Consider the following 24,114-nt stretch of genomic DNA (forward strand, 5'->3'; position numbering starts at 1 on the left):
GTCGAGGGGGTGGCCATGGGGGCCGAGCCGCTGCCGATGGCCTTTGCCCTGGATGAGCAGGGGGTGTTTGACGCCGCCTCTCTGTTACCGGCACTGCTTGGGCCCGCCCCGGCGGGGCAGAAGGCCGCCGGTTTTATCGCTGCCCTGGCCGATCTGGTGGCCCGGCTGGCCGAGCGCGAGCCGGGGTTGCCGCTGGTGCTGGCCGGTGGCGTGTTTCAAAACCGCTTGCTGATGGAGCAGGTGGCGGCCCGGCTGCCGCCCCCCTTTCTGGTGAGCGAGACCCTGCCCCTCAATGACGGCGGGATCGCCGCGGGTCAGCTCTGGTATGCCATTCATCACCCGGACGCGGCGCGGCCGGGTCTCACGCACGAGTAAGGAGTCTTTGCATGTGTCTCTCCATCCCCTCCCAGGTGGTGGCCCTGCATCCGGAGCGGGAGCAGGTGACGGTCGACACCCTGGGGGTGACCCGCGAGGTGAGCACCCTGCTGCTGGGTGAGCCGCTGGCGATCGGCGACTATGTGCTGCTGCACGTGGGGTTTGTCATGAGCCGGGTCGATGAGCACGAGGCGGCCGAGAGCCTCGCCTACTACCGCCAGATGCTGGCCGCCGACGATGAGGCGGAGAGCGGGGTGGCCCCATGCTGAGCCTGGATGATCTCTACCGCGGCTTTCGCGAGCCCGAGGTGATCCGCGCCATGGCCGGCGAGATCCGGGCACTGGCGCCGCGCCTGCCCGAGCCGCTGCGGGTGATGGAGGTGTGCGGCGGCCACACCCACACCATCATGAAGTTCGGCCTGACCCAGCTGCTGCCGCCCGAGGTGGAGTTTATCCACGGCCCCGGCTGCCCGGTCTGCGTCATGCCCAAGGAGCGCATCGATCAGGCGATCGCCCTGGCCGAGCAGCCCGGCGTCATCCTCACCACCCTGGGCGACATGATCCGGGTGCCCGGTTCACGGGGCTCGCTGGCCCAGTGCCGGGCGCGCGGCGCCGACGTGAGCCCCCTCTACGATCCGCTCGATGCCCTCGCCATCGCCCGCGACAACCCGCAGCGCACCGTGATCTTCTTCGCCATCGGCTTTGAGACCACCACCCCCATGAGTGCGGCGCTGCTGGCCGAGGCGGAGCGCCTCGGTATCGATAACCTCTTGCTGCACATCAACCACGTGCTGGTGCCACCGGCCATCGAGGCGGTGATGGCCGAGCCCGCCTGCCGGGTCAACGCCTTCATCGGCCCCTCCCACGTCAGCGTCATCACAGGGGCCGAGATCTACCGCCCCATCGTCCAGCGCTACCGCCTGCCACTGGTGGTGAGCGGCTTCGAGCCGGTCGACGTGATGGAGGCGCTGCTGATGCTGGTGCGCCAGCGGGTGGCGGGACGCTGCGATCTCGAGGTGCAGTACCGCCGCGCCGTGACCGCCGAGGGCAATCGGCTGGCCCGCGAGCTGGTGGCGCGCTATTTCGAGCTGCGCGAGCACTTTCGTTGGCGCGGGCTGGGGGATATTCCCGCCTCGGCCCTTCGGCTGCGCGACGAGTTTGCCCACCGCGATGCCGAGCGCCGCTTCGCGCTCGATCAGAGCCCGATCGAGGATCACAAGGCGTGCCAGTGCGCCGACATACTGCGCGGGCTGGCCAAGCCGAGCGACTGCCGGGTGTTTGGCCGCGGCTGCGATCCGAGCCGCCCCATGGGGAGCTGCATGGTCAGCTCAGAGGGGGCCTGCAATGCCTATTACCGTTACCGGGGGCTTAATGAAGACCATTGAACTCAGTCACGGCGGTGGCGGCGTACAGATGAACCGGCTGATCCGCGATCTCTTCTTTCACCACTTTGGCAACGAGATCCTGCTGCGCGGCGAGGATGCCGCCGTGCTGGCGATGGTGGGGCCGCTTGCCTTCACCACCGACGGCTTCACCATCTCGCCGCTGCGCTTCCTCGGTGGGGATATCGGCAAGCTGGCCATCGCCGGCACGGTCAACGATCTGGCCATGATGGGGGCCCGCCCCGAGTACCTGGCCTGTAGCTTCATCATCGAGGAGGGGTTTGCTCTCGACGAGCTGGCGCAGATAGTGCGCTCCATGGCCGACGAGTTGGCGGTCAGCGGGGCCCGCATCGTCTGTGGCGACACCAAGGTGGTGCCGCGCGGGGCGGCCGACGGCCTCTTCATCACCACCAGCGGGGTGGGGAGCGTGCGCTGCCCCGGCATCTCGGCCGGCGCCGTGCAGGCTGGGGATGCCATCTTGGTGTCGCGCGACGTGGGGCGCCACGGCGCCTGCATCCTGATGGCGCGCGACGGGCTGCAACTGGGCTCGGATCTCAAGAGCGACTGCGCCACCTTGTGGCCGCTGGTGGAGGCGCTGCTGGCCGAGGGGATAGTCCCCCACGCCCTGCGCGATGCCACCCGTGGCGGCCTCTCGGCGGTGCTCAACGAATGGGCGACCGGCTCCCAGGTTGGGCTGGCCCTCGCCGAGGCGGCGATCCCGGTCAGCGATCCGGTGCGCGGCCTGTGCGAGCTGTACGGCTTCGAGCCGTTCGATCTGGCCAACGAGGGCACCCTGATCCTGGCGGTGGCGGCCGAGCAGGCTCCCGCCGCCGAGGCGGTGCTGCTGCGCTTCAATGCGCAGGCGGCTTGCATCGGCGAGGCGGTGGCCGATCATCCCGGCAAGGTGGTGCTCACCTCGCCGTGGGGCAGCCGCCGCTACCTAGAGCTGCCGGCCGGCGAGCTGCTGCCGCGTATCTGCTAAGGAGTCACCATGCACGAAATGTCGCTGGCCATGAGCACGATCGACCTGGTGGTCGAGACCGCCACCCGGCAGGGCTTTAGCAAGGTCACCGGGGTGTGGCTCGAGGTGGGGCGCCTCTCCTGCGTCGAGGCCGACACCATCGCCTTCTGTTTCGAGGCCGCCGCCCGCGCCACCCCGGCCGAGGGAGCCCGGCTGCACATCGAGCACAAGGGGGCCGAAGCCTGGTGCTATGAGTGCCATCTCACCGTCACCCTCGAGCAGCGCGGGCAATCCTGCCCGCAGTGCGGGGGTTTTCAGCTGCGGGTCGCCCAGGGCGACAGCCTGCGCGTCACCAACATAGAGGTAGCCTGAACATGTGTACTGTCTGCGGTTGCGGCGAGGCCAGGGTGGCCGACGCCGAGCACCATGACCACGAGCCGGCCAGGGTGGTGATCCACCACCATCACCACTACCACCACCAGGGGGATGTGCATCATCACTACCATGGTGCGCCGGTAGAGCATGGCCATTCGCATACCCATGGGCATCATCACCACGAGCACGAGCACGAGCACGAGCACGAGCACGGGCATGAGCACGGGCATGACCACGAGCACGGCCACCCGCAGGGGTTGGAGCTGCACTACGGGCGCGGGGCGGCCGGCGTCTCGATGCCCGGCATGAGCCAGCGCTCCCTGATCGCGGTCGAGCGCGACGTGCTCGACAAGAACAACCGGCTGGCCGAGCACAATCGGGAGCACTTCGCCGCCGCCGGCCAGCTGGTGCTGAACCTGGTGTCGAGCCCGGGCTCGGGCAAGACCACCCTGCTGTGTGAGACCCTGCGCCGTCTGGCGGGCCACCGCCCGTGCGCCGTCATCGAGGGGGATCAGCAGACCAGCAGCGATGCTGAGCGGATCCGCGCCACCGGCGTGGCTGCGGTGCAGATCAACACCGGCAAGGGGTGCCACCTGGATGCCCAGATGATCCACGACGCCTGTCATCGCCTCGAGCTGGCCCAGGGCGGCATCATCTTCATCGAGAACGTCGGCAACCTGGTCTGCCCGGCCGGGTTTGATCTCGGCGAGCGGGCCAAGGTGGCGGTGCTCTCGGTCACCGAGGGGGAGGAGAAGCCCCTCAAGTACCCCGACATGTTTGCCGCCGCCAGCCTGATGATCATCAACAAGACCGATCTGCTGCCCTATGTGCAGTTCGACGTGGCGCGCTGCATCGAGAATGCCCGTCGCGTCAATCCGGCCATCCAGGTGTTGCAACTCTCCGCCAGCAGCGGCGAGGGGATGGATGCCTGGCTCGCGTGGCTGGCGAAAATGTAAATGGAATGATGAGGCATGCCGTTTTCGGCATGCCTGGCACGCTATTCAAAAGGGGAGTGTATCCATGTATTAACATTTGCCGGCTATTATTCGCATGGATGTCGAATGATGTGACATTAATATTAAAGCCACAGCACTGGTTTTTATTTTCAGAAAAAGAATTTTGGTGCCGGTTTAATTCTGTTTTTATCCCGCCAAGTTCAGGGTTGGCGGGAGGGGTTTGTATTTAATCTATTGTTTTTAAATGTGTTATTCGTTCTGTGTAATGTTGTTTTTATCAGGTGGTTGAGCGCTGAGATATTTGTCATGGTCTGGGTGACTTTCCATGATTAACATCACAGTGTGTCTGGTTTTTATTTGCCACACTAATAACAATAAAAAGATGAAGCCATCATTCATCACCTTAGTTTCTTGAACTTCCTCCACGAAAAAAGCGAAGTGACAATAATGGATAATAATGATTCATTGCTCACCCGATTGGGTGTGAGCCGTCGTGACTTCATGAAATTCTGCGCCGGGTTGGCGGCCACCGCCGGCCTGCCAATCGGCGCGGCCGAGCAGGTGGCGGCGGCCCTGAGCGCGCCGCAGCGCCCTCCCGTCATCTGGATTGGCGCCCAGGAGTGCACCGGTTGCACCGAGTCCCTGCTGCGGGCCACCCACCCCACCCTGGAGAACCTGGTGCTCGACACCATTTCGCTTGAGTACCACGAGGTGCTCTCGGCCGCCTTCGGCCAGCAGGTGGAGGAGAACAAGCACCGGGCGATGGCGCGCTACCAAGGGCGTTACGTGCTGGTGGTGGACGGCTCCATTCCGCTTAAGGATGGCGGCATCTACTGCATGGTGGCGGGCAAGCCGATCGTCGAGCACATCCGCGAGGCGGCCGCAGGGGCGGCGGCCATCATCGCCATCGGCTCCTGCGCCTCCTGGGGCGGCGTGCCGGTGACCGGTGGCAACCCGACCGGGGCGGGCAGCCTATCGGAGGCCCTTGGCGGTAAGCCGGTGATCAACATCCCCGGCTGCCCCCCCAATCCGCACAACTTCCTCGCCACCGTGGCCCACCTTCTTACCTTCAACTGGGCGCCCGCTCTGGATGCGCAGGGGCGCCCCCTGTTCGCCTATGGCCGCCTCATCCACGAACACTGCGAGCGCCGTCCCCACTTCGACGCCGGTCGCTTCGCCAAGGCGTTTGGCGACGAGGGGCACCGCAATGGCTGGTGCCTCTACCACCTCGGCTGCAAGGGGCCGGAGACCCACGGCAACTGCTCGACCCTGGAGTTCTGCGACATCGGCGGCGGCATCTGGCCGGTCGGCATCGGCCACCCCTGCTACGGCTGCAACGAGCAGGGGGTGGGCTTTACCAAGGGGATCCATCAGCTCGCCAACGTGGAGAATCCGACCCCGCGGGCCGAGAAGCCCGATCTCAACAGCCGCCAGGGGGGCAGCATCACCCCTACCGCCACGGCCCTGCTGGGCGGCGTGGCCGGCCTGGTGGGCGGGGTGAGCCTGATGACGGTGCGCGAGCTGGGTCGCCAGCAGCGTGAGAAGAGGGACGCCGAGGCTCATCTGATGGCTTCCCGTGATCGGGAGGAGTGAGCGTGGATAGACGACAGTTTCTCAAGTACACGGCGGGCGGCGTGATCGCCACCACCCTCTCCCCCTGCGTGCAGGCGCGGCCGACCAAGACGCCGATCCCGGGGGCCCTCGGCATGCTCTATGACTCCACCCTCTGCGTGGGGTGCCAGGCGTGCGTGAGCAAGTGCCAGCAGGTCAACAGCCTGGCGGTGAACCCCGCCGGGGAGCAGACCTGGTCCAACAACGACAAGCTCGCCCCCTTTACCAACAACATCATTCAGGTGTGGCAGAGCGGGGAGGGCAAGCACAAGGATCGCCTCGACAACGGCTACGCCTACATCAAGAAGCAGTGCATGCACTGCGTCGATCCCAACTGTGTCTCGGTCTGCCCGGTGCAGGCGCTGCGAAAGGACCCCAAGACCGGCATAGTCCACTACGACCCGAGCGTCTGTACCGGCTGCCGTTACTGCATGGTGGGCTGCCCCTACAACGTGCCCAAGTTCGAGTACGACAACCCCTTCGGCCAGATCCGCAAGTGCGAGCTGTGCAACCAGGCGGGGCTGGAACGCCTTAACAAAGGTGAGTTGCCGGGCTGTGTCGAGGTGTGCCCGACCGGCGCCGTCATCTTCGGCACCCGCGAGGCGTTGCTGGCCGAGGCTAAGCGGCGCCTCGCGCTGCGCCCCGGTGACACCTATGCCTATCCGCGCCAGACCCTGGGCGGGGGCGATAGCTACGAAAAAGCGGTGCCCCACTACCAGCCCTACGTCTACGGCGAGAAGGAGGGGGGCGGCACCCAGGTGCTGACGCTGGCGGCAGTGCCCTACGCCAAGCTCAACCTGCCGGATCTCGACCCCGTCTCCACCGGATCGCGCTCCGAGACGGTGCAGCACACCCTCTACAAGGGGATGGTGCTGCCGCTCGCGGCCTTCGCCGGCCTAGCGATCCTGACCCGCCGCCACACCAAGGGGCATGACAGCCAGGATCACGATGCGCACGACAAGCATGACAAGGAGGACAACCATGGCTCACGTTGATGCCAAGCCCCTCGGCGGGCGCCTGCTCAGCTGGCCGGTGCTCTTCTTCGCCCCCTTCGTGGTGCTGTGCGGCCTCATCATCCTCAAGCGGCTGGTGCTCGGCATCGGCTCGGTAGCGGATCTGAACGGCGGCTACCCCTGGGGGCTGTGGATCTCGTTTGACCTGCTCATCGGCACCGGCTTTGCCTGCGGCGGCTGGGCGCTGGCCTGGGCGGTCTACGTCTTCAACCGTGGCGAGTACCACCCCCTGGTGCGACCGGCGCTGCTGGCGAGCCTGTTTGGCTACTCCCTCGGCGGCCTCTCCATCACCATCGACGTCGGCCGTTACTGGAACCTGCCCTACTTCTACATCCCCGGCCACTTCAACGTGAACTCGGTGTTGTTCGAGACGGCGGCGTGCATGACGGTTTACATCGGGGTGCTGATGCTGGAGTTTGCCCCCGCCGTGCTGGAGCGCTTCGGCTGGAAGGTGCAGCTCAAGACCCTCAACAAGGTGATGTTCCTGGTGATTGCGCTGGGGGCCTTGCTGCCCACCATGCACCAGTCCTCCATGGGCTCGCTGATGATCGCCGCCGGCCACAAGATCCACCCCCTGTGGCAGAGCTATGAGCTGCTGCCGGTCTTCTCCTTGCTGACCGCCTTCATCATGGGGTTTTCCATCGTGGTGTTCGAAGGATCGCTGGTGCAGGCGGGGCTGGCCGGGCGCGGGCCGAGCGAGAAGTCGCTCTTTTATCGCCTGACCAAGGTGATCGACGTCTTCCTGATCCTGTTTATCGCCCTGCGCTTTGGCGAGCTGGTCTACCACGACAAGAGCGAGCTGCTGTCGAACTTCGACCGCTACTCAATCCTGTTCTGGTGCGAGATAGGGCTGATGCTCCTCCCCTTGCTGATCTTCCACTGGGAGCGCTCGCGCAACGACTCGCGCCTGCTGTTTGTCAGCGCCCTCAGCATGCTGCTCGGGGCGGCGCTGTGGCGTCTCAACTACTCGCTGATCGCCTTCAATCCGGGGGAGGGGTACCACTACTTCCCGACCGCCGAAGAGCTGCTCATCTCGGTCGGCTTCGTCGCCGTCGAGGTGTGCGCCTACATACTGCTTATCCGCATCTTCCCTGTCCTGCCCTCCCTGGAACGTGTCGACCGGGACTATCAGGCCAGCCACCAAGTCGTTCGAGGTAAAGAATGAGCCAACGTATCACCATCGATCCGATCACCCGCATCGAGGGTCACCTGCGCATTGACTGCGAAATCGAGGGGGGCAAGGTCGTCAAGGCATGGTCATCGGGCACCATGTGGCGCGGCATGGAGGAGATAGTCCGCGGCCGCGACCCGCGCGATGCCTGGATGATCATGCAGCGCATCTGCGGGGTGTGCACCAACATCCACGCCATCGGCTCGGTGCGGGCGGTCGAGAGCGCCCTCAAGCTCGACGTGCCGGTCAACGCCCAGTACATCCGCAACATCATAGTGGCGGCCAGCAATGTTCACGACCACGTGGTGCACTTCTACCAGCTCTCGGCCCTCGACTGGGTCGACATCACCTCAGCCCTCAAGGCCGATCCGGCCAAGGCGGCCGGCATGGTGCAGGGGCTCTCCGACTGGCCGCTCAACAACGCCGACGAGTTCACCCGGGTGCAGGCCAAGATCCGCGCCCTGGTCGACAGCGGCCAGCTCGGCATCTTCGCCAACGGCTACTGGGGCCACCCGGCCATGAAGCTGCCGCCCGAGGTGAACCTCATCGCGGTCGCCCACTACTTGCAGGCGCTTGAATATCAGCGCGATGCCAGCCGCGTGGTGGCCCTGCTCGGCGGCAAGAGCCCGCACATCCAGAACCTGGCGGTGGGCGGCGTGGCCAACCCCATCAACCTCGATGGCATCGGCGTGCTCAACATGGAGCGCTTGATGTACCTCAAGACCTTCATCGATCGCCTCAACGGCTTCATCGATCAGGTCTACCTGCCGGATGCGGCCATCATCGCCAGCTTCTACCCCGAGTGGTTGCAGATGGGACGGGGCGTCACCCACTTCCTGTCGGTGCCCGAGCTGCCGACCGACGGCAAGGGGGGCAGCTTCCTGCTGCCGGGCGGTTATATCCGCAACGGCGATCTGAGCACCTTCCGCCCCATCAACCGCCATGACGATGCCTTCCTCATCGACGGCATCGAGGAGAGCAGCAAGCACGCCTGGTATCAGGACGACCAGCCGCAAAAGCCGTGGGAGGGCACCACTGAGCCTAACTACACCGGCTGGCAGGAGGAGGGCAAGTACTCCTGGGTCAAGGCGCCCACCTTCTACGGCGAGACGGTCGAGGTGGGGCCGCTGGCCAACGTGCTGTGCATGCTGGCCGCCGGCCACGAGGGCACCAAACGCCACCTCAATACCCTGCTTGGCCTCTACCAGCGCGTCAGTGGCCGTAGCGTGGCGCCGGCCGATCTCCCCTCCACCCTGGGGCGGGTCATCGCCCGCGCGGTGCGCTGCGCCGTGATGAAAGACACCTTGGCCCAGCAGTGGCAGGCGCTGATTGACAACATCGGCAAGGGGGACACGGTTGCCTACGTCAAGCCGGACATCCCGGCCAAGGGGCGCATCCAGGGGGTTGGCTTCGAAGAGGCGCCGCGCGGCATGCTCTCCCACTGGATCGTCATCGAAGATGGCAAGATTGAGAACTACCAGGCCGTGGTGCCCTCCACCTGGAACTCGAGGCCGCGCAACTACCAGGATGACCCCGGCCCCTACGAGGCGGCGCTGGTGGGCACCCCAGTGGCCGACGCGAGCAAGCCGCTCGAGGTGGTGCGCACCATCCACTCATTCGATCCCTGCATGTCCTGCGCGGTACACATCGTCGACACCCGTGGCGAGCCGGTGACCCAGGTGAAGGTGCTGTGATGGGGCTGATGGAGAAGGCGCCGAGCCCTGTGTTGGTGCTGGGGATCGGCAACCTGCTGCTCAGCGATGAGGCGGTCGGAGTGCGCGCCATCGAGGCACTGGCCGAGCGCTACGAGCTGCCGCCTGGGGTTGACCTGCTCGACGGCGGCACCTGCGGCATGGAACTCATCGGCGACATGGCCGGGCGCGAGCACCTCATCGTGGCCGATGCGGTGCTCACCGGAGCGGCTCCCGGCAGCGTGGTGATCCTGCGCGATGGCGAGGTGCCGGCCCTGTTTGGTCGCAAGATCTCGCCGCACCAGCTGGGGCTGGCCGACGTGCTGAGCGCCTTGCACCTGACCAGCGAGTTTCCCACTCGGCTCACCCTGGTCGGGGTGGTGCCCCACTCGGTCGCGCCGGCCATCGGCCTGAGCGAGGTGGTGGCGGGGAGTCTCGATACGGCGGTGGCGCAGTTGGTGGCCGCCCTGGCCGAGAGCGGCATCGGCGTCACCCCCAGGGAGGGCAATCCATGAGCGGGCAGGATGAGGTGCGCGGGTTTGACGAGAACCCGGCGGCCCGGCTGGAGGCGGCGTTTAGCGCCGTGGCGGCGGGGGAGATGCACACGCTCCCCTTCTATCAGGAGCAGATCCCCATCAAGGCGGTCGGCTTTGCCCGCTTCGAGGGGGAGTGGCTCGGCGTGATGCTGACCCCATGGACCCTCAGCCTGCTGCTGCTGCCGGGCAGCGCCTGGCCGCGCCGCACCCTGGGCGAGCGGCTGGGGCTGGCGCTCCAGTTTGGCCACGCCACCTTTGTGGTGAGCGAGCTGGAGGGGATAGGCCAGTACCTCTCCTGCTCGCTGCTCTCGCCGCCGACCCCCGGCATGAGTGGTGAGCAGGCGCAGCAGCTGGCGCTCGATCTCAGCCGGCTGGTGACCACGCTGCCGGTGCGCGATCCGGACGCTCCGCGCGACCCGGCCCGCCGCTCCCTGTTTGCACCGCGCTGTGGCTAGCCTTCGTTTCATCACTCTGGAGATCGTCATGTATCGCGCTCTTGTGCTGGCCGCCTTGTTCTGTCTATCTGGCAATGCCGCGGCGGCCCCCCCGCGAACCCTGACCCTGGCCATCGGCGCCGAGCCCGACGAGGGGTTTGATCCCCTGCTCGGCTGGAGCCACGGCAGCAACCTGCTGTTGCAGGGCACCTTGTTGCAACAGGCGCCGGATCTGAGCTGGCAGCCGCTGCTCGCCGAGTCGGTCAGTCGGAGCCAGGACGGGCTGGCGTGGCGGGTGACCCTCAAGGCCGGGCTGCGCTTTAGCGACGGCTCGCCCCTGGGCGCCGAGGACGTGGCCTTCACCTATAACCGGGCGGCCAGGGAGGGGGGCAAGCTCGACATGGGGCACTTCGTCGCGGCGCGCGCCGAGGATGCGCGCCACCTGACCCTGACCCTGTCGGCGCCGCAGAGCACCTTCAACCAGGTGCTCGGCTCCCTCGGCATCGTCTCGGCCAAGGCCTATGATCCGCGCCGTTATGCCCGCCATCCGGTGAGCGCGGGGCCGTACCGGCTGGTGAGCTTCCAGCCGGGCCAGCAGCTGGTGGTGGAGGCCAACCCCTACTACGCCGGCCAGGCCAACGACTTCGGCCGGTTGGTGTTTCTGTTCCTCGACGAGGAGGCAGCGGTGGCGGCCGCCATGGCCGGGCAAGCCGATCTGGTGCGGGTCTCCCCCAACCAGGTGGGGCGGGTGCCGGCCGGTTTGACCCTGCTTGAGCGGCCGAGCGTCGAGAACCGCGGCATCATGTTCCCCGTGGTGCGCGCCGGGCGCCGCGATGGTCAGGGGTATCCGGTGGGCAACGACGTCAGCGCCGATGTGTCTGTTCGCCGCGCCATCAACCTGGCGCTGGATCGCGCCCTGCTCGCCGAGCAGCTGTTCGACGGCCATGCCACGCCGGCCTACAGCGCGGTCGAGGGGCTGCCCTGGCAGGGGGAGGGGAGCCGGTTTAAGGATGGCGACCTTGCGGGGGCCAAGGCGCTGCTGGAGCAGGCCGGCTGGCGGGTGGGTGAAGATGGCATCCGGGTGAAGGGGGACGTGCGCGCCGCGCTCACCCTCTGGTACGCCAGCGGTGACACGTCGCGGCGCGATCTCGCCCTGGCGCTGCGCGCCCTGCTGGCGCCGCTTGGCATCGAGCTGCAACTGCAATCCGGCAGTTGGGAGCGGGTCGAGCGGGAGATGCACGCCAACCCCGTGCTGTTTGGCTGGGGCAGCCTGGACCCGAGCGAGCTGCTGCACCACTACGGCTCACGGGCGCGCGGGGTGGGCTACTACAACCCCGGCTACTACGCCAACGCGGCGGTCGATCGCCACCTCGCCCAGGCACTGGCCGCCCCCGATCCGGCCAGTGCCGAGCACCACTGGCAACAGGTGGAGTGGGACGGCGCCGAGGGGGCGGGCTTTCGCGGCGATGCCGTCTGGGCCTGGCTGCTCAACATCCGCCACACCTATCTGGCCAACCCCTGCCTGGATCTGGGCAAGACCCAGCCCGAGATCCACGGCAGCTGGTCGCTGCTGAGCAACCTGCCGACCTGGCGCTGGACCTGCCGATGAGGGGGGGGGCAGCCTGCTGCTGCGGCTCTGTCTGCTGCTGACCGTGGTGGCGGCGGGCACCTATCTGCTGCTCTGTTTCTCGCCGGTCGATCCGGTGCGGGCCTATATCGGCAATGATCTGCTGCACGTGCCGCCGGCCCAGCAGGCGCTGATCGCCCGGCGCTGGGGGCTGGATCAGCCGCTCTGGCTGCGCTTTGCCCGCTGGGCTGGTCAGGCGTTGCAGGGGGAGTGGGGCTACTCCTCTCTCTATAACGCGCCGGTGCGGCAGGTGATCGCCGAGCGACTGCCCACCTCGCTCGGCCTGCTGGCAGGGGCGTGGCTGCTCTCCGGGCTGGGCGGGGTGGCTCTTGGCCTTCTGGCCGGCCGCTATCACGGCCGCTGGCCGGATCGCCTGCTGCGCCGGCTCATCTACCTGATGGCCTGCCTGCCCACCTTCTGGGTGGCCCTGCTACTGCTGGCGCTGCTGGCCGTGGCGTGGCCTGTGCTGCCGGTCTGCTGCGCCTGGCCGGCCGGGCTCGAGGCTGAGCAGGCCACCTTCACCGAGCGGCTGCGCCACCTGATCCTGCCGCTGCTCTCGCTCAGCCTGATCGGCATGGGCAACGTCGCCATGCACACCCGTGAGCGGGTGGTAGAGGTGCTCGCAAGCGAGTTCGTGCTCTATGCCCGCGCCCAGGGGGACGGCGGCTGGTCGCTGCTGCGTGGCCACGTGCTGCGCCACGCCCTCGGCCCCGCCCTGTGCTTGCAGTTTGCCTCGTTTGGCGAGTTTATCGGCGGCTCCTTGCTGGCCGAGAAGGTGTTTGCCTACCCAGGGCTCGGCCAGGCGAGCGTGGATGCCGGGCTGCGCGGCGACATCCCGCTACTGATGGCGGTGGTGCTGCTGTGCACCCTGCTGGTGTTTGCCGGCAACCAGTTGGCCGGCTGGCTGCTGCACCGCCTCAACCGGCCGTTGGCGCTGCCCCATGTTGCGTGATCCACGCCCGGCCATGGGCCGCCTGCTGCTGGCCACACTGCTGCTGGCCCTGCTCGCCGGCTACGGCCTCGTGCTCGGCAGCGGCGATCTGCCCCTCAATCTGGCCTTGCGTTATCAGCCCCCCTCATGGGCCCACTGGTTTGGCACCGACTACCTGGGGCGCGATCTTTGGCGGCGCTGCGTGCAGGGAGCCTTGAGCTGCTTGCAGACTGGCCTCGGCGCCGCCCTGCTCAGTGGCGCGCTGGCATTGGCGGTGGCCGCCCTCGGCCGGCTGGGGCGGCGCGGGGCTCAACTGGCCGCGCTGCTGACCGACAGCCTGCTCGCCATGCCGCACCTGCTGCTGCTCATCCTCATCGGCTTTGCCGCTGGGGGCGGGCGTCAGGCGGTGATCCTGGCGATCGCCCTCACCCACTGGCCACGGCTGGCTCTGCTGCTCGGGGCCGAGGCGGCCAGGGTGGCCGAGAGCGACTATCTGCGACTATCGCGGCGCATCGGGCTCACCCGGTGGCAGTGCTGGCGGCGCCACCTGTTGCCGGCCCTGCTGCCCCAGTGGCTCATCGGGGTGCTATTGATGTTTCCTCACGCCGTGCTGCACAGCGCGGCGCTGAGCTTTCTCGGCTTCGGACTGGCCCCCCACGAGCCCTCACTCGGCCTGATGCTGGCCGAGGCGCTGCGCTACCTCAATGCCGGCGCCTGGTGGCTGGCCCTCTTCCCCGGTCTGCTGCTGTTGGGACTGGTTTTGCTGTTTGATCAGTGCGCCCGCTCGGTGCGCACCCTGTTGCTGGAGTCGTGATGCTGGAGCTGGAACGGGTATCCATAGCGGCGGCCCACTACCGCTGGTTTGGCCGGCGCAAGTGGCGCCCCCTGCTGCGCGAGGTGTCGCTGACGGTTGCCCCCGGCGAGGTGGTGGCGCTGGTCGGTGGCAGCGGCGAGGGCAAGAGCCTGCTACTGCTGGCCGCCCTCGATCTGCTGCCCGCCAATCTGCGGCTGGAGGGGGCGCTGCGCTTCGCCGGGGCCCCGCTCGACTGGCAGCGCAGCCGGCAGCTGCGTGGGCGCGAGATAGGCTACGTGCCGCAGGGGGTGGGGGCCCTCAACCCCTTGCTGCGCGTCGAGGGGCAGCTGACCCGTGGCTTGCGCCTCGGTGGCTGGCGGGGAGAGCGAGCCGCCCTCGAGGCGCAATTCGCCCGGCTGGCCTTGCCCGCCGCGGCCCTCGATCTCTACCCGCGCCAGCTCTCCGGCGGCATGGCCAAGCGGATCTTGGCCTGCCACGCAGCGCTGTCGAATGCCCGCCTGATCTTGGCCGACGAGGTGACCGCCTGGCTCGACGAGGCGGCGGCCAGCCTGCTGCTGGCCCAGCTGCGCGGCCTCGCTGCCCAAGGTTGTGGCGTGCTCTGGGTGACCCACGATCTGGCGCTGGCAGCCCGTTTTGCCGACCGGGTGGTGGCACTGCATCAGGGGCGGGTGAGCGACACCCTGGCGGTAGAGGCGCTGCGCCGGGGGGAGGGGAGCGCCCCGCTGCGCGCCCACTGGCAGGCGCTGCCAGAGCAGCGTGGCTGGGAGGCGCTCTCGTGCTGAAGGTGCAGGGGGTGAGCGTGCGCCAGGGCGAGCGCACTTTGTGGCAGGGGCTCGATTTCACCCTGGCCCCCGGTGAGCGGCTCGCTATCGCTGCCCCCAGCGGTCATGGCAAGACGACCCTGGGCCGGGTGCTGGCTGGTTGGCTGGCGCCCAGTTGCGGCCACATCCTCTGGCAGGGGGCTCCGCTGCCGGCGAGCGGCTACTGCCCGGTACAGCTGGTGCCCCAGCACCCCGAGCTCACCTTCAACCCTTACCGCAGCACGGGGGCGGCGCTGTACGATGCCTGGCAGCCTACGGCGGCGGATCTCGTCGCTTGCCGGATCGATCCCGAGTGGCTGCGGCGCCGCCCGCACGCCCTCTCGGGGGGCGAGTTGGCGCGCATCGCCCTGCTGCGCGCCCTCGACCCGCGCACCCGGGTGCTGATCGCCGACGAGGTGACCGCCCAGCTCGATCCGGCCATCCAGCTCGCTATCTGGCAGCACCTGGTGCGGTTGTGCCGCGAGCGGGGACTGGCGATGATCATCTTCAGCCATCAGCAGGCCCTGCTGGAGCAAGTGGCGACCCGCAGATTGAAATGGTGATTTTTTCTCTTAAAGCAAAATTGGCGCGATGCATGCATGGAGATAATTAGCATGCTGTGTCAATGCACATGGTTTACATTTATCGGATGAGATACCCGCTGTCTCTCATCCCTGATCAGGATTCTCTCTCCATGCCATCCTCTCTCGTCAAATCGGCGCTCATCCCGGCTCAGGTGGGCAGAACTCTGCCAACCTATGACCTGTTGGGTGCTGAGCAAGCTGACCAGATTCAGCTGCGACTCTTTAACGTCAGCCTCGGCGGTGTGGCGGCCCAGGTATCGACCTGCCTCTCCCAGCTGTTTCACAGCTCTGACTGTGAATTATCCCTGCCGCCTTTTGCTGTGGCGCAGCCCGGTTTACCCGAAGGGGAAAGGCTTTGGGTCCAGGCGCGAGCCAGTACCTTAGAGGCGGTGCAGGCCTGGTTTGCCATCACCCCCGCCCATCTTTACCGGATGGCGATCCTGTTCTTCGGCGGGAGTTTGCAGCCCGGTGCGCAGGTGGTGGTGAGCAAGAGTCCGAGTGACTCGGAGCTGCGTCTGTTCCTGCGTCTGTGTCGCTATCAGCTGGAGAATATGTCCTCTGCGCTGGGCTGGGGCGACATGGGATGGGAGCTTGAAACCTGCGCGCCGCCGGCGTTGGATGACGCCGGCCCGTTATGGCACAGCGAGGCCGATTTGACTCTGTCTGGCCATCATCAGGGGTGGAATATGTGGTGGCGGCCTCCCTGTGTCGAGGAGGGGGAGTCGGACGCCGAAAACAAACTGGCGGGCAAATTGCATACATCTTTGCCTTATACCCCAGTACGTCTGCGAGTGGTTCTGTCTCAGATGCAAATGACCCTTGCTGAGTTGGAGCAGTTACAGGTGGGGGAGGTGCTTGCCCTCGATCTGAACGAGTCGGCCCCTGCACTTATTGGTACCAAGGTCTGTTTGCGTGGGCGTGTCGCCGAGCAGGCAGGCAATTTAGTTTTTCAAATTAATACGGTGGAAGAGGAGTGATTGAATGAGTCAGGAACAGAACCAGAATTTCCTGGAGTTTGACGGACTGGATCAGCTCTTCGACGAAGGGCAGGAGCCGTTTTCTGCACCGCAGGAAAGTATGGCCCCGCTCGCTGCCAAGCCCCGCGATCTCTCGTTTTTCCGCCATATCCCGGTCAAGGTGACGCTGGAGGTAGCGAGTGCCGAGATCTCGCTTGGCGATCTGATGCAGGCCGAGAGCGGTAGCGTGATTGAGCTCGATAAGATGGCGGGCGAGGCGCTCGACGTGCGGGTGAACGGCAGACTGCTGGCGCGTGGTGAGGTGGTGGTCGTCAACGGTAAGTACGGCCTGCGGCTGGTTGAGGTGCTTGACGCTGGCATGTTGAGCAATTTGGAACACTGATGAAAAGAGTACTGCCGCTACTGCTCCTTATCGGTTTGCCCGCCTGGGGAGCGGAGATCCCGCTGCTGTCGATGACGCCTGGCGCCAGCGGATCGGAAGAGTACAACATCAAGATGCAGATCCTGCTCTTGATGACCCTGCTCGGCCTATTGCCGACCTTGCTGCTGATGATGACCAGTTTTACTCGCATCATCATAGTGTTGGCGATCCTGCGGCAGGCATTGGGGTTACAGCAGAATCCCCCTAACCGGGTTCTCCTCGGGATCAGCTTGATCCTGACGGTCGTGATCATGCGTCCCGTGTGGACCGATATTTATCAGAATGCTTTCCAGCCTTTCGACCGGGAGGAAATTACACTTCCGCAGGCACTGGGAAAGGCTGAAGTTCCTCTTCGCCATTTCATGCTGGCGCAGACCCGTGAGCAGGATCTGGAGCAGATGCTGCGCATTGGTGGTGAGTCGACCTCTCTGCCGAAAGAAGAGGTGCCATTTGGGCTTCTTGTTCCGGCCTATGTGCTCAGTGAACTCAACACCGCCTTCCAGATTGGCTTCATGCTGTTTATTCCCTTTCTGGTGATCGATCTGGTGGTGGCGAGCGTGTTGATGGCAATGGGGATGATGATGCTCTCGCCGCTCATCATCTCGCTGCCGTTTAAGTTGATGGTCTTTGTACTGGTGGATGGCTGGGCCATGACGGTGGGCACCTTGGCCGCCAGTTTCAGCGGAGGTTGATATGACGCCAGAGCAAAGCGTGTCTCTTCTGGGAGGAGCGGTCAATCTGGTGGTCATGATGGTCAGCGTGCTGGTGGTGCCTGGCCTGCTGGTGGGGCTGATGGTCAGCATCTTCCAGGCGGCCACTCAGATCCAGGAGCAGACCTTGAGTTTTCTGCCTCGTCTGATTGTGACCCTGCTGACCTTGATCTTCACCGGCCACTGGCTGGTGGCGCAGCTTGCTGCCTTGTTTCACGACATCTTCCAAAAAGTGCCGGGCATGATTGGATGAGTGCCCTGGTTACCGTTAGCAGTGCCGAGTTGACAGCCTGGTTGGGACAGTGGTGGTGGCCGTTTGCGCGCCTTGCCGCCACTTTCTGGATGTTGCCTATCTATGGCGATGGGCGGGTGACTCCGATGGTGCGGCTATTTCTAGCCTTCACCATCAGCCTTGGCATGGCCCCCATGATGAAAAACATGCCGGCGTTTGATCCCTTTTCGCTAGAGGCGATCGTCGTGACGATCGAGCAGATTGTCTTCGGTCTGTTGTTTGGCCTGACGGTGCAACTGCTGTTTGCGGTGATGACGACGACGGGGCAGATTTTGGCCATGCAGATGGGCTTGGCGATGGCGGTCATGAATGATCCCCAAAATGGCGACTCGGCCCCTCTGATCAGCCAGTTGATGCTGATCTTCTGCACCTTGTTGTTTCTCGGTATTGATGGCCATCTGGCCGTGCTCGACATATTGGTGCGCAGTTTTCAGGCCTGGCCTCCTGGCGCGTCGCTCTACCGGCTCGATCTCATGGGCGTGGTGGGGTTGTTTGGCTGGTGCATCGGCGCCGCCCTGATCCTGGCGCTGCCGGTGGTGATTGCCATGTTGATGGTGAACCTCACCTTTGGCGTGATGAACCGCTCGGCACCTTCACTCAATGTGTTCTCCCTGGGTTTTCCCATGACCCTGTTGCTGGGTCTGTTGACGCTCTCTATCTCGGTCAGTGGTGTGCCTGATCGTTATCTCGATCTGGTGACCCATGTGCTGGACCAGTTGACTGGGCTGGTCATGCGATGAGTAAAAATAGCGCTCAGGACAAGACCGAACAGGCGTCGCCCCAGAAACTCCGCAAGGCCCGCAAAGACGGGCAGATCGCCCGTTCCCGTGAACTGGGCTCGGCAGGACTTCTGGTGATAGGCGGTATGCTGATCCAGTGGATGGTGCCAGGCTTTGGACGCTTTTTTGGTGCCTTGATCAATCAACCGATTCGATTCGACTGGCTGCGCAACAATCCTGAAATGATGATGCAGGCGCTCGGTGATGCACTTTTCGGCATGATATTGATTTTATTGCCGCTATTTGTCGCCTTGGGGCTGCTGATGCTCATTCTCGGCGTGGTGCCTGGCGGCATGATCTTCGTATGGAAAAACTTGATGCCAAAGGGGAGCAAGCTCAACCCCATCTCTGGCCTCAAGCGGATGTTTTCCTCTCGCAGCTTGATGGAGCTGCTCAAGTCGATGCTGAAGATATCGCTGCTGGGCGGCACGTTGGCGCTGCTGTTGCAGCACCACTGGGGGACGCTGCTGATGATGAATCGCATGCCTCCCTCTGCCGCCATGGAGCAGGCGTTGCAGATCCTGGCTCAAGCGTTTATTGCGCTGGGGTCGGTGCAGATGCTGGTTGCCGTTATCGACGTGCCCTACCAGCGTTGGTCGCTGCTCAAGCAACTGCGGATGACCAAGCAGGAGGTCAAGGATGAGTACCGCAACTCCGAGGGTAAACCCGAAGTAAAGGCCCGCATTCGTCAGTTACAGAACATGATGTCGCGGGCGCGTATTGATCAGCGGGTGCCTCAAGCGGATGTGATCATCACCAACCCGACCCACTATGCGGTGGCGTTGCGTTATGACCCCGACAAGGCCAACGCCCCTTATGTGGTGGCGAAAGGGATCGATGCCATGGCGGCACGTATCCGCGAAGTGGGGCAGCTGCATGACAAGACCATCATGGCCTTGCCCGAGCTGACCCGGGCCATTTATCACTCGACTCGTATCGACCAAGAGGTGCCGGCCGGGCTCTATACCGCCGTCGCCTATGTCCTCAACCATGTGCTGCAGCTACAGGCCTACCAAGCCGGCCGTGGCCGGCGACCGGCCCCGCTGGCCCCGCTCCATGTTCCGCCCGAACTGCGTCAACCTGAGAGGTAATCCGTGAACTGGCGTGTATTGACCCAATCTTACATCGGCATCCCCGTGATGCTGCTGGCCATCTTGGCCATGATGATCTTGCCGCTACCGGGCTGGCTGCTCGATGCCCTGTTTACGTTCAACATCGTGCTGGCGGTACTGGTGTTGCTGGTGTCCGTGTCGGCCAAAAAGCCGCTCGACTTCTCCATCTTCCCCACCGTGCTGCTGGTGGCCACCTTGATGCGACTGTCGCTCAACGTGGCCTCCACCCGGGTGGTATTGCTCAACGGCCATGAGGGCAGTGATGCCGTCGGTAAGGTGATCCAGGCCTTTGGTGAGGTGGTGATAGGCGGTAACTACGTCGTTGGTCTGGTGGTCTTTATCATCCTGATGATCATCAACTTCGTGGTCATCACCAAGGGGGGAGAGCGGATCTCCGAGGTCTCGGCCCGCTTTACCCTGGATGCCTTGCCGGGCAAGCAGATGGCTATCGATGCGGATCTCAACGCCGGTTTGCTCGATCAGAACCAGGCGCGTCTGCGCCGCCAGGAGATCGCCCGTGAAGCTGACTTCTACGGCGCGATGGATGGTGCCTCCAAGTTTGTGCGCGGCGATGCCATCGCCGGCCTGTTGGTGCTCATCATCAACCTGATCGGTGGTCTTGCCATCGGTATCTTCCAGCATGCCTTGCCAGTGGCGGAGGCATTCCAACGTTATGCCCTGCTGACCATTGGTGATGGTTTGGTCGCCCAGATCCCCTCGCTGCTGATGTCGACCGCCGCGGCCATTATCGTGACCCGGGTTAACGATGAGGGGGAGATGACCGATCAGGTGGGGCAGCAGCTGCTGGCCTCCCCACGGGTCATCTATACCGGTGCCGCCATCATGACCATCCTGGGCCTGGTGCCCGGCATGCCGACCCTGGCCTTCCTCAGCTTTGCGGCAGCGCTGGCCTGGAGTGGCTGGCGAGTGAGCCAGCGTAAACCGGACGTCCCTGAACTGGAGGCGGCGGAGCAGATCTCCAGACAGATGGATCTGCGCGAGCCGCAGGGGTTGGAGTGGCAGGATCTGCCGGCGCTCGATACGGTCGCCATCGAACTGGGCTATCGACTGGTGTCGCTGGCGGAGCAGGAAAAGGGGGCTGAATTGCTGGCGCGGGTGCGCGGTATTCGTAAAACCCTCTCCGAGCAGCTCGGTTTCCTGCTGCCCGAGGTGCGGGTGCGTGACAACCTGCAATTGCAGCCGGAGCAGTACCGCATTTTGCTCGGTGGCGTGCCGCTGGCCTCTGGCCAGGTGGATTGCCAGCGGCTGATGGCGATCAGCAGTGGTGAGACTTATGGCAGCCTGGATGGTGAGCTGACCCGCGATCCGGCCTTTGGCATGGAGGCGGTGTGGATTTCACCTGAACTCAAGGCGAAGGCGCTCAACCTGGGTTACTCGGTGGTGGATGCGGCGACCGTGGTGGCCACCCACCTCAGCAAACTGCTGCGTGAGCATCTGGATGAGTTGTTCGGTCACGATGAGGTCGGCAAATTGGGTCAGTACTTGTCGAGCCAGTCGCCTCGTCTCGGGGAGGAGCTCAACCTGGCCCTGACCCAGATGCAGCAGCTGCGGGTCTATCGCCAACTGCTGCGCGAGCAGGTGAGCCTGACCGATATTCGTACCATTGCCACCACCCTGCTCGACTCGAGCGAGATCACCAAGGACCCGGTGTTGTTGGCCTCTGATGTGCGCTGTGCGCTGAAGCGTCAGTTGGTGCGCCAAGCCATCGGTAATCGCGACGTACTGGCCACCTTCACCCTGGATGAGCGGTTAGAGCAGACCTTGCTGACCGCGTTGAACCAATCCCAGCAACAGGGAAAAACGGCCCTGGATAGCTTCCCCATCGATCCTCAGCTGCTGTCCCAGTTGCAGCAGAATATGCCGTTGGTAAAAGAGCAGTTGCAGCAGCAGGGTCACGCACCTGTCCTGGTGGTCATGCCCCAGTTGCGCCCTTTGCTGGCACGATATGCACGTTCGTTCAGCCGTGGTCTAAAAGTGCTTTCCTACAATGAAATTCCAGAAGAGCTGAGGGTGGAAGTAGTCGGAACTCTGGGTTAAATGCGGAAATTTAGCTTTAAATGCGGAAGTTTAGAAAACGATTTTCCTTAAAACGGAATTAAAATTTCCTAATGGGTGCTTGAAAATCTTAAAAAGTCATCTATCATTAGCAGCATAAGATGTCGAAAAAAGACATGTAAGTAAGGTTTTAAACTTAAAAATAACCTTTAATCAAAATATTTAAATCTGAATCCTCGCTGAACCGCATGACAGGTTGTTCCGTGAGTAAAGGCAGACTGGATTGAATCGACAGGACGCAAAACCTCCAGTTCAAGGGTGTTGGGTGACACCATGATAGTGGGTATGTCAATAACGAATTAACTCCGTATGAAGCTAGTTTGATTCATGCAGATGTTGTTCTTGTTTATTGCGTCCACTCCTCGGTTTCCATACTCGTTGGGGTGTTTGATTTATGTCTGGTTGCACACAAGTCTGGGCAACCGGCACGGAAGAGATCCCGTGTCCGGTGGCTTCACGTCTGCTGTGGATCGGTGCAGAGGCTGATGTTTCCTTTGCCCGACACGGCGCTTCTTCTCCGCTTTCCTGCGAGGTGACCGCTTGCTCCTCCCTGGAACAGGGATTGGCTTGGCTGGCCACCAACACATGTGATCTGGTTCTGCTCGATCTTGATCGTCAGCCCCCCTACTCCTGCCGAGAAATCGCGACCCTGGTCGCCGCCGCAGGCGAAGGTCTGGTGCTGGTTGTCATCAACGAGCTTCAGGGTGAGCAGGCAGCTGATGCCATGCGCTGCGGCGCCATTGACTACGTCATTAAACCCTTTAGCGCCCGCCAGTTGAGCGACGCCATCCTGAGTGCGCTGCGCCTTGGTCAGGCCACCCACAACCTGGTGTCTGTTTCCCAAGTCAGCAAGCAGGTGTTGCAGCTGGCGCGCCGTGCCGCCAAAACGTCGGCCTCAGTCCTGATCAGTGGGGAATCGGGGACAGGTAAAGAACGCCTGGCTCGCTACATCCATGACATGTCTGAGCGCTCTGATAAGCCGTTCGTGGCGATTAACTGTGCGGCCATCCCCGAATCCATGCTCGAGTCGATCCTGTTTGGTCACGCCAAAGGGGCCTTTACCGGCGCCGTGGTGGCCCAGCCGGGTAAATTTGAGATGGCAAACGGTGGCACTCTGCTGCTCGATGAAATCTCAGAGCTTCCCCTCACGTTGCAGGCCAAGTTGCTGCGGGTGTTGCAGGAGAAAGAGGTGGAGCGCCTTGGCAGCCATCGCTTGATCCCGCTCGACGTGCGTATCATCGCGGCCAGCAACCGTGATCTGCGTGAGCAGGTGGCGTGTGGTGAGTTTCGGGAAGATCTCTTCTACCGACTCGATGTGCTGCCGCTCTCTTGGCCCGCATTGCGTGATCGCCCGGATGATATCTTGCCGCTGGCCCGCTTCTTTTTGGATAGATACGCCCAGCAACAGGGCTATCGCTTCAGCGCAGACGCTGAGGCCCACCTGCAAGCCCATCCCTGGCCCGGCAATGTACGTGAATTAGAAAATGTCATTCAAAGGGCATTGGTTATGGCGCGTGGTTTGCATATCCAAGCCGTCGACCTGATGCTGCCCGGCTCGCTTCCCCCACAAGATGTCTCCTGTTCGCCCGAGGCGGAATGCCTCTCTGATTCGCGGCGCCAAGCGGAATTTCGCTTTGTGCTGGAGACGCTGCGACGTTGCAACGGCCATCGCACCCGCACGGCGGAAGCGCTCGGCATGACGACGCGGGCATTGCGTTACAAGCTGGCGGCCATGCGTGAGCAGGGCATCGACATTGAACAGCAGATTCAACAGTAAGGAATAGATCGCTTGAAGATCGAGATGATGACCTCCCAAGTAACCCTGATGAATCGGATGCAGGAGATGCAGCGCATCGCTGCTCAGCCTCAGGAGATCATGCCGGCCGCTGGGGAGAGTGTCTCCTTCGGAGATGCCATGCGTAATGTGGTCAATCAAGTTAACTCTCAGCAGAACTTGGCCTCTAGCATGATGTCGGCCGTTGATGCCGGACAGAGTGATGATTTGGTGGGCGCCATGGTGGCTAGCCAGAAGGCGAGTCTCAGCTTTTCAGCCCTGATGCAGGTGCGCAATAAGTTGATGACCGGATTTGATGAAGTCATGCGTATGTCGCTGTAAGGATAAGGGATGAGTGAACTGGTAACTAATCCCACGACGGCGACTGGCCCTGATTTACGCCAGCGCCTCGAGACGGGTCTTAAAAAGTGGCGTCGCCTCTCTAGCGACAACAAGTCGGTACTGGCGATTGCCCTGCTGGCGGCGATTGTCGCCGGCACCATAGTGGTGATCCTGTGGACCTCCAGCCATAACTACGTTCCCCTGTACGGTAAGCAGGAGCTCTACGACACGGCCAATATCATGGAGCTGCTGGAAAAAGAGCAGATCCCGTTCCGCCTGGAAAAGAGCTCAGGACAGGTGCTGGTTCCTGAGAGCCAGCTGGCTCAGGTGCGGATGGCACTGGCTGCCCGTGGTGTTGATCAGCGCGCAAA

The 24,114-nt window shown here is 63.7% G+C and carries 26 protein-coding genes and 1 pseudogene; all 27 read left to right on the forward strand.

The window, feature by feature from the left end; translation table 11 throughout:
- Positions 1–375: Kae1-like domain-containing protein (locus tag BN1134_RS19870; RefSeq protein WP_042044490.1), on the forward strand; the 375-nt coding region annotated here is incomplete at its 5' end.
- Between the two features lie 11 nt (positions 376–386).
- Positions 387–644, forward strand: coding sequence for a HypC/HybG/HupF family hydrogenase formation chaperone (locus tag BN1134_RS00010; RefSeq protein ID WP_042044491.1), 258 nt, complete (start codon positions 387–389; stop codon positions 642–644).
- Positions 638–1,759 (forward strand): hydrogenase formation protein HypD, encoded by a 1,122-nt coding sequence (gene hypD / locus BN1134_RS00015; protein ID WP_042044492.1) that lies wholly within the window; start codon positions 638–640, stop codon positions 1,757–1,759. Before BN1134_RS00010 ends, hypD begins: the two co-directional genes overlap by 7 nt.
- Positions 1,746–2,738: a hydrogenase expression/formation protein HypE gene (gene hypE / locus BN1134_RS00020; RefSeq protein ID WP_042044493.1), complete on the forward strand. Its 993-nt coding sequence runs from the start codon at positions 1,746–1,748 to the stop codon at positions 2,736–2,738. The genes hypD and hypE overlap by 14 nt, the downstream gene beginning before the upstream one ends.
- 9 nt (positions 2,739–2,747) lie before the next feature.
- Positions 2,748–3,089 carry a hydrogenase maturation nickel metallochaperone HypA gene (gene hypA / locus BN1134_RS00025; RefSeq protein WP_042044494.1) on the forward strand — a complete coding sequence of 114 codons (342 nt, stop codon included), beginning with the start codon at positions 2,748–2,750 and terminating at the stop codon, positions 3,087–3,089.
- A gap of 2 nt (positions 3,090–3,091) precedes the next feature.
- On the forward strand, positions 3,092–4,048 hold the full coding sequence (hypB, locus tag BN1134_RS00030) for a hydrogenase nickel incorporation protein HypB (protein ID WP_042044495.1): 957 nt from the start codon (positions 3,092–3,094) through the stop codon (positions 4,046–4,048).
- A gap of 447 nt (positions 4,049–4,495) precedes the next feature.
- Positions 4,496–5,641, forward strand: a complete 1,146-nt coding sequence (hybO, locus tag BN1134_RS00035) for a hydrogenase 2 small subunit (protein WP_042044496.1) — start codon at positions 4,496–4,498, stop codon at positions 5,639–5,641.
- 2 nt (positions 5,642–5,643) lie between these two features.
- Positions 5,644–6,654: a hydrogenase 2 operon protein HybA gene (hybA, locus tag BN1134_RS00040; RefSeq protein WP_042044497.1), complete on the forward strand. Its 1,011-nt coding sequence runs from the start codon at positions 5,644–5,646 to the stop codon at positions 6,652–6,654.
- Positions 6,641–7,837: a Ni/Fe-hydrogenase cytochrome b subunit gene (gene hybB / locus BN1134_RS00045; RefSeq protein ID WP_042044498.1), complete on the forward strand. Its 1,197-nt coding sequence runs from the start codon at positions 6,641–6,643 to the stop codon at positions 7,835–7,837. Before hybA ends, hybB begins: the two co-directional genes overlap by 14 nt.
- On the forward strand, positions 7,834–9,537 hold the full coding sequence (gene hybC, locus BN1134_RS00050) for a hydrogenase 2 large subunit (protein WP_042044499.1): 1,704 nt from the start codon (positions 7,834–7,836) through the stop codon (positions 9,535–9,537). The genes hybB and hybC overlap by 4 nt, the downstream gene beginning before the upstream one ends.
- On the forward strand, positions 9,537–10,049 hold the full coding sequence (locus tag BN1134_RS00055; protein WP_232300567.1) for a HyaD/HybD family hydrogenase maturation endopeptidase: 513 nt from the start codon (positions 9,537–9,539) through the stop codon (positions 10,047–10,049). The genes hybC and BN1134_RS00055 overlap by 1 nt, the downstream gene beginning before the upstream one ends.
- Positions 10,046–10,525, forward strand: a complete 480-nt coding sequence (gene hybE, locus BN1134_RS00060; protein ID WP_042044500.1) for a [NiFe]-hydrogenase assembly chaperone HybE — start codon at positions 10,046–10,048, stop codon at positions 10,523–10,525. The genes BN1134_RS00055 and hybE overlap by 4 nt, the downstream gene beginning before the upstream one ends.
- A gap of 28 nt (positions 10,526–10,553) precedes the next feature.
- Positions 10,554–12,113, forward strand: coding sequence for an ABC transporter substrate-binding protein (locus tag BN1134_RS00065; protein WP_042044501.1), 1,560 nt, complete (start codon positions 10,554–10,556; stop codon positions 12,111–12,113).
- Between the two features lie 13 nt (positions 12,114–12,126).
- Positions 12,127–13,083, forward strand: coding sequence for an ABC transporter permease (locus tag BN1134_RS00070; protein WP_042044502.1), 957 nt, complete (start codon positions 12,127–12,129; stop codon positions 13,081–13,083).
- On the forward strand, positions 13,073–13,876 hold the full coding sequence (locus BN1134_RS00075; protein WP_042044503.1) for an ABC transporter permease: 804 nt from the start codon (positions 13,073–13,075) through the stop codon (positions 13,874–13,876). Before BN1134_RS00070 ends, BN1134_RS00075 begins: the two co-directional genes overlap by 11 nt.
- Positions 13,876–14,658, forward strand: coding sequence for an ATP-binding cassette domain-containing protein (locus BN1134_RS00080; protein ID WP_042044505.1), 783 nt, complete (start codon positions 13,876–13,878; stop codon positions 14,656–14,658). Before BN1134_RS00075 ends, BN1134_RS00080 begins: the two co-directional genes overlap by 1 nt.
- Positions 14,652–15,239: an ATP-binding cassette domain-containing protein gene (locus tag BN1134_RS00085; protein ID WP_042044506.1), complete on the forward strand. Its 588-nt coding sequence runs from the start codon at positions 14,652–14,654 to the stop codon at positions 15,237–15,239. Before BN1134_RS00080 ends, BN1134_RS00085 begins: the two co-directional genes overlap by 7 nt.
- A 131-nt stretch (positions 15,240–15,370) precedes the next feature.
- Positions 15,371–16,237: a FliM/FliN family flagellar motor C-terminal domain-containing protein gene (locus tag BN1134_RS00090; RefSeq protein ID WP_198133119.1), complete on the forward strand. Its 867-nt coding sequence runs from the start codon at positions 15,371–15,373 to the stop codon at positions 16,235–16,237.
- Between the two features lie 4 nt (positions 16,238–16,241).
- Positions 16,242–16,619, forward strand: a complete 378-nt coding sequence (lfiN, locus tag BN1134_RS00095) for a lateral flagellar motor switch protein LfiN (RefSeq protein WP_042044507.1) — start codon at positions 16,242–16,244, stop codon at positions 16,617–16,619.
- A complete protein-coding gene (gene fliP / locus BN1134_RS00100; protein WP_042044508.1) occupies positions 16,619–17,350 on the forward strand; it encodes a flagellar type III secretion system pore protein FliP in 732 nt (243 codons plus the stop codon). Before lfiN ends, fliP begins: the two co-directional genes overlap by 1 nt.
- A 1-nt stretch (position 17,351) precedes the next feature.
- Entirely contained in the window at positions 17,352–17,621 is a 270-nt protein-coding gene (fliQ, locus tag BN1134_RS00105; RefSeq protein ID WP_042044510.1) for a flagellar biosynthesis protein FliQ, read from the forward strand.
- Complete coding sequence (gene lfiR / locus BN1134_RS00110) at positions 17,618–18,400, forward strand: lateral flagellar biosynthetic protein LfiR (protein ID WP_042044511.1); 783 nt, start codon at positions 17,618–17,620, stop codon at positions 18,398–18,400. Before fliQ ends, lfiR begins: the two co-directional genes overlap by 4 nt.
- Positions 18,397–19,530 (forward strand): flagellar biosynthesis protein FlhB, encoded by a 1,134-nt coding sequence (gene flhB / locus BN1134_RS00115; protein ID WP_042044512.1) that lies wholly within the window; start codon positions 18,397–18,399, stop codon positions 19,528–19,530. The genes lfiR and flhB overlap by 4 nt, the downstream gene beginning before the upstream one ends.
- A gap of 3 nt (positions 19,531–19,533) precedes the next feature.
- Positions 19,534–21,609 (forward strand): lateral flagellar biosynthesis protein LfhA, encoded by a 2,076-nt coding sequence (gene lfhA / locus BN1134_RS00120; protein WP_042044513.1) that lies wholly within the window; start codon positions 19,534–19,536, stop codon positions 21,607–21,609.
- Positions 21,610–22,159: 550 nt separating this feature from the next.
- The gene (locus BN1134_RS00125) at positions 22,160–23,404 is read left to right on the forward strand and encodes a sigma-54-dependent transcriptional regulator (protein WP_042044514.1); all 1,245 of its coding nucleotides are present in this window, start codon (positions 22,160–22,162) and stop codon (positions 23,402–23,404) included.
- A gap of 12 nt (positions 23,405–23,416) precedes the next feature.
- Complete coding sequence (fliE, locus tag BN1134_RS00130) at positions 23,417–23,743, forward strand: flagellar hook-basal body complex protein FliE (protein WP_084214651.1); 327 nt, start codon at positions 23,417–23,419, stop codon at positions 23,741–23,743.
- 9 nt (positions 23,744–23,752) lie between these two features.
- Positions 23,753–24,114 (forward strand): annotated as a pseudogene (locus tag BN1134_RS00135) (flagellar M-ring protein FliF); the annotation flags it as partial.

The organism is Aeromonas simiae, from assembly GCF_000820125.1.
GTDB classification, from domain to species: domain Bacteria; phylum Pseudomonadota; class Gammaproteobacteria; order Enterobacterales; family Aeromonadaceae; genus Aeromonas; species Aeromonas simiae.

Excerpts from the sequence above, each read along its gene's own strand:
- hypD (WP_042044492.1), top strand. The coding sequence starts at position 638 with ATGCTGAGCCTGGATGATCTCTACCGCGGCTTTCGCGAGCCCGAGGTG.
- fliQ (WP_042044510.1), top strand. The coding sequence starts at position 17,352 with ATGACGCCAGAGCAAAGCGTGTCTCTTCTGGGAGGAGCGGTCAATCTG.
- BN1134_RS00065 (WP_042044501.1), top strand. The coding sequence starts at position 10,554 with ATGTATCGCGCTCTTGTGCTGGCCGCCTTGTTCTGTCTATCTGGCAAT.
- hypE (WP_042044493.1), top strand. The coding sequence starts at position 1,746 with ATGAAGACCATTGAACTCAGTCACGGCGGTGGCGGCGTACAGATGAAC.
- hypA (WP_042044494.1), top strand. The coding sequence starts at position 2,748 with ATGCACGAAATGTCGCTGGCCATGAGCACGATCGACCTGGTGGTCGAG.
- lfiR (WP_042044511.1), top strand. The coding sequence starts at position 17,618 with ATGAGTGCCCTGGTTACCGTTAGCAGTGCCGAGTTGACAGCCTGGTTG.
- hybO (WP_042044496.1), top strand. The coding sequence starts at position 4,496 with ATGGATAATAATGATTCATTGCTCACCCGATTGGGTGTGAGCCGTCGT.
- flhB (WP_042044512.1), top strand. The coding sequence starts at position 18,397 with ATGAGTAAAAATAGCGCTCAGGACAAGACCGAACAGGCGTCGCCCCAG.
- hypB (WP_042044495.1), top strand. The coding sequence starts at position 3,092 with ATGTGTACTGTCTGCGGTTGCGGCGAGGCCAGGGTGGCCGACGCCGAG.
- fliP (WP_042044508.1), top strand. The coding sequence starts at position 16,619 with ATGAAAAGAGTACTGCCGCTACTGCTCCTTATCGGTTTGCCCGCCTGG.
- BN1134_RS00010 (WP_042044491.1), top strand. The coding sequence starts at position 387 with ATGTGTCTCTCCATCCCCTCCCAGGTGGTGGCCCTGCATCCGGAGCGG.
- BN1134_RS00075 (WP_042044503.1), top strand. The coding sequence starts at position 13,073 with ATGTTGCGTGATCCACGCCCGGCCATGGGCCGCCTGCTGCTGGCCACA.
- lfiN (WP_042044507.1), top strand. The coding sequence starts at position 16,242 with ATGAGTCAGGAACAGAACCAGAATTTCCTGGAGTTTGACGGACTGGAT.
- hybE (WP_042044500.1), top strand. The coding sequence starts at position 10,046 with ATGAGCGGGCAGGATGAGGTGCGCGGGTTTGACGAGAACCCGGCGGCC.
- hybC (WP_042044499.1), top strand. The coding sequence starts at position 7,834 with ATGAGCCAACGTATCACCATCGATCCGATCACCCGCATCGAGGGTCAC.
- BN1134_RS00080 (WP_042044505.1), top strand. The coding sequence starts at position 13,876 with ATGCTGGAGCTGGAACGGGTATCCATAGCGGCGGCCCACTACCGCTGG.
- BN1134_RS00055 (WP_232300567.1), top strand. The coding sequence starts at position 9,537 with ATGGGGCTGATGGAGAAGGCGCCGAGCCCTGTGTTGGTGCTGGGGATC.
- hybB (WP_042044498.1), top strand. The coding sequence starts at position 6,641 with ATGGCTCACGTTGATGCCAAGCCCCTCGGCGGGCGCCTGCTCAGCTGG.
- BN1134_RS00090 (WP_198133119.1), top strand. The coding sequence starts at position 15,371 with ATGCCATCCTCTCTCGTCAAATCGGCGCTCATCCCGGCTCAGGTGGGC.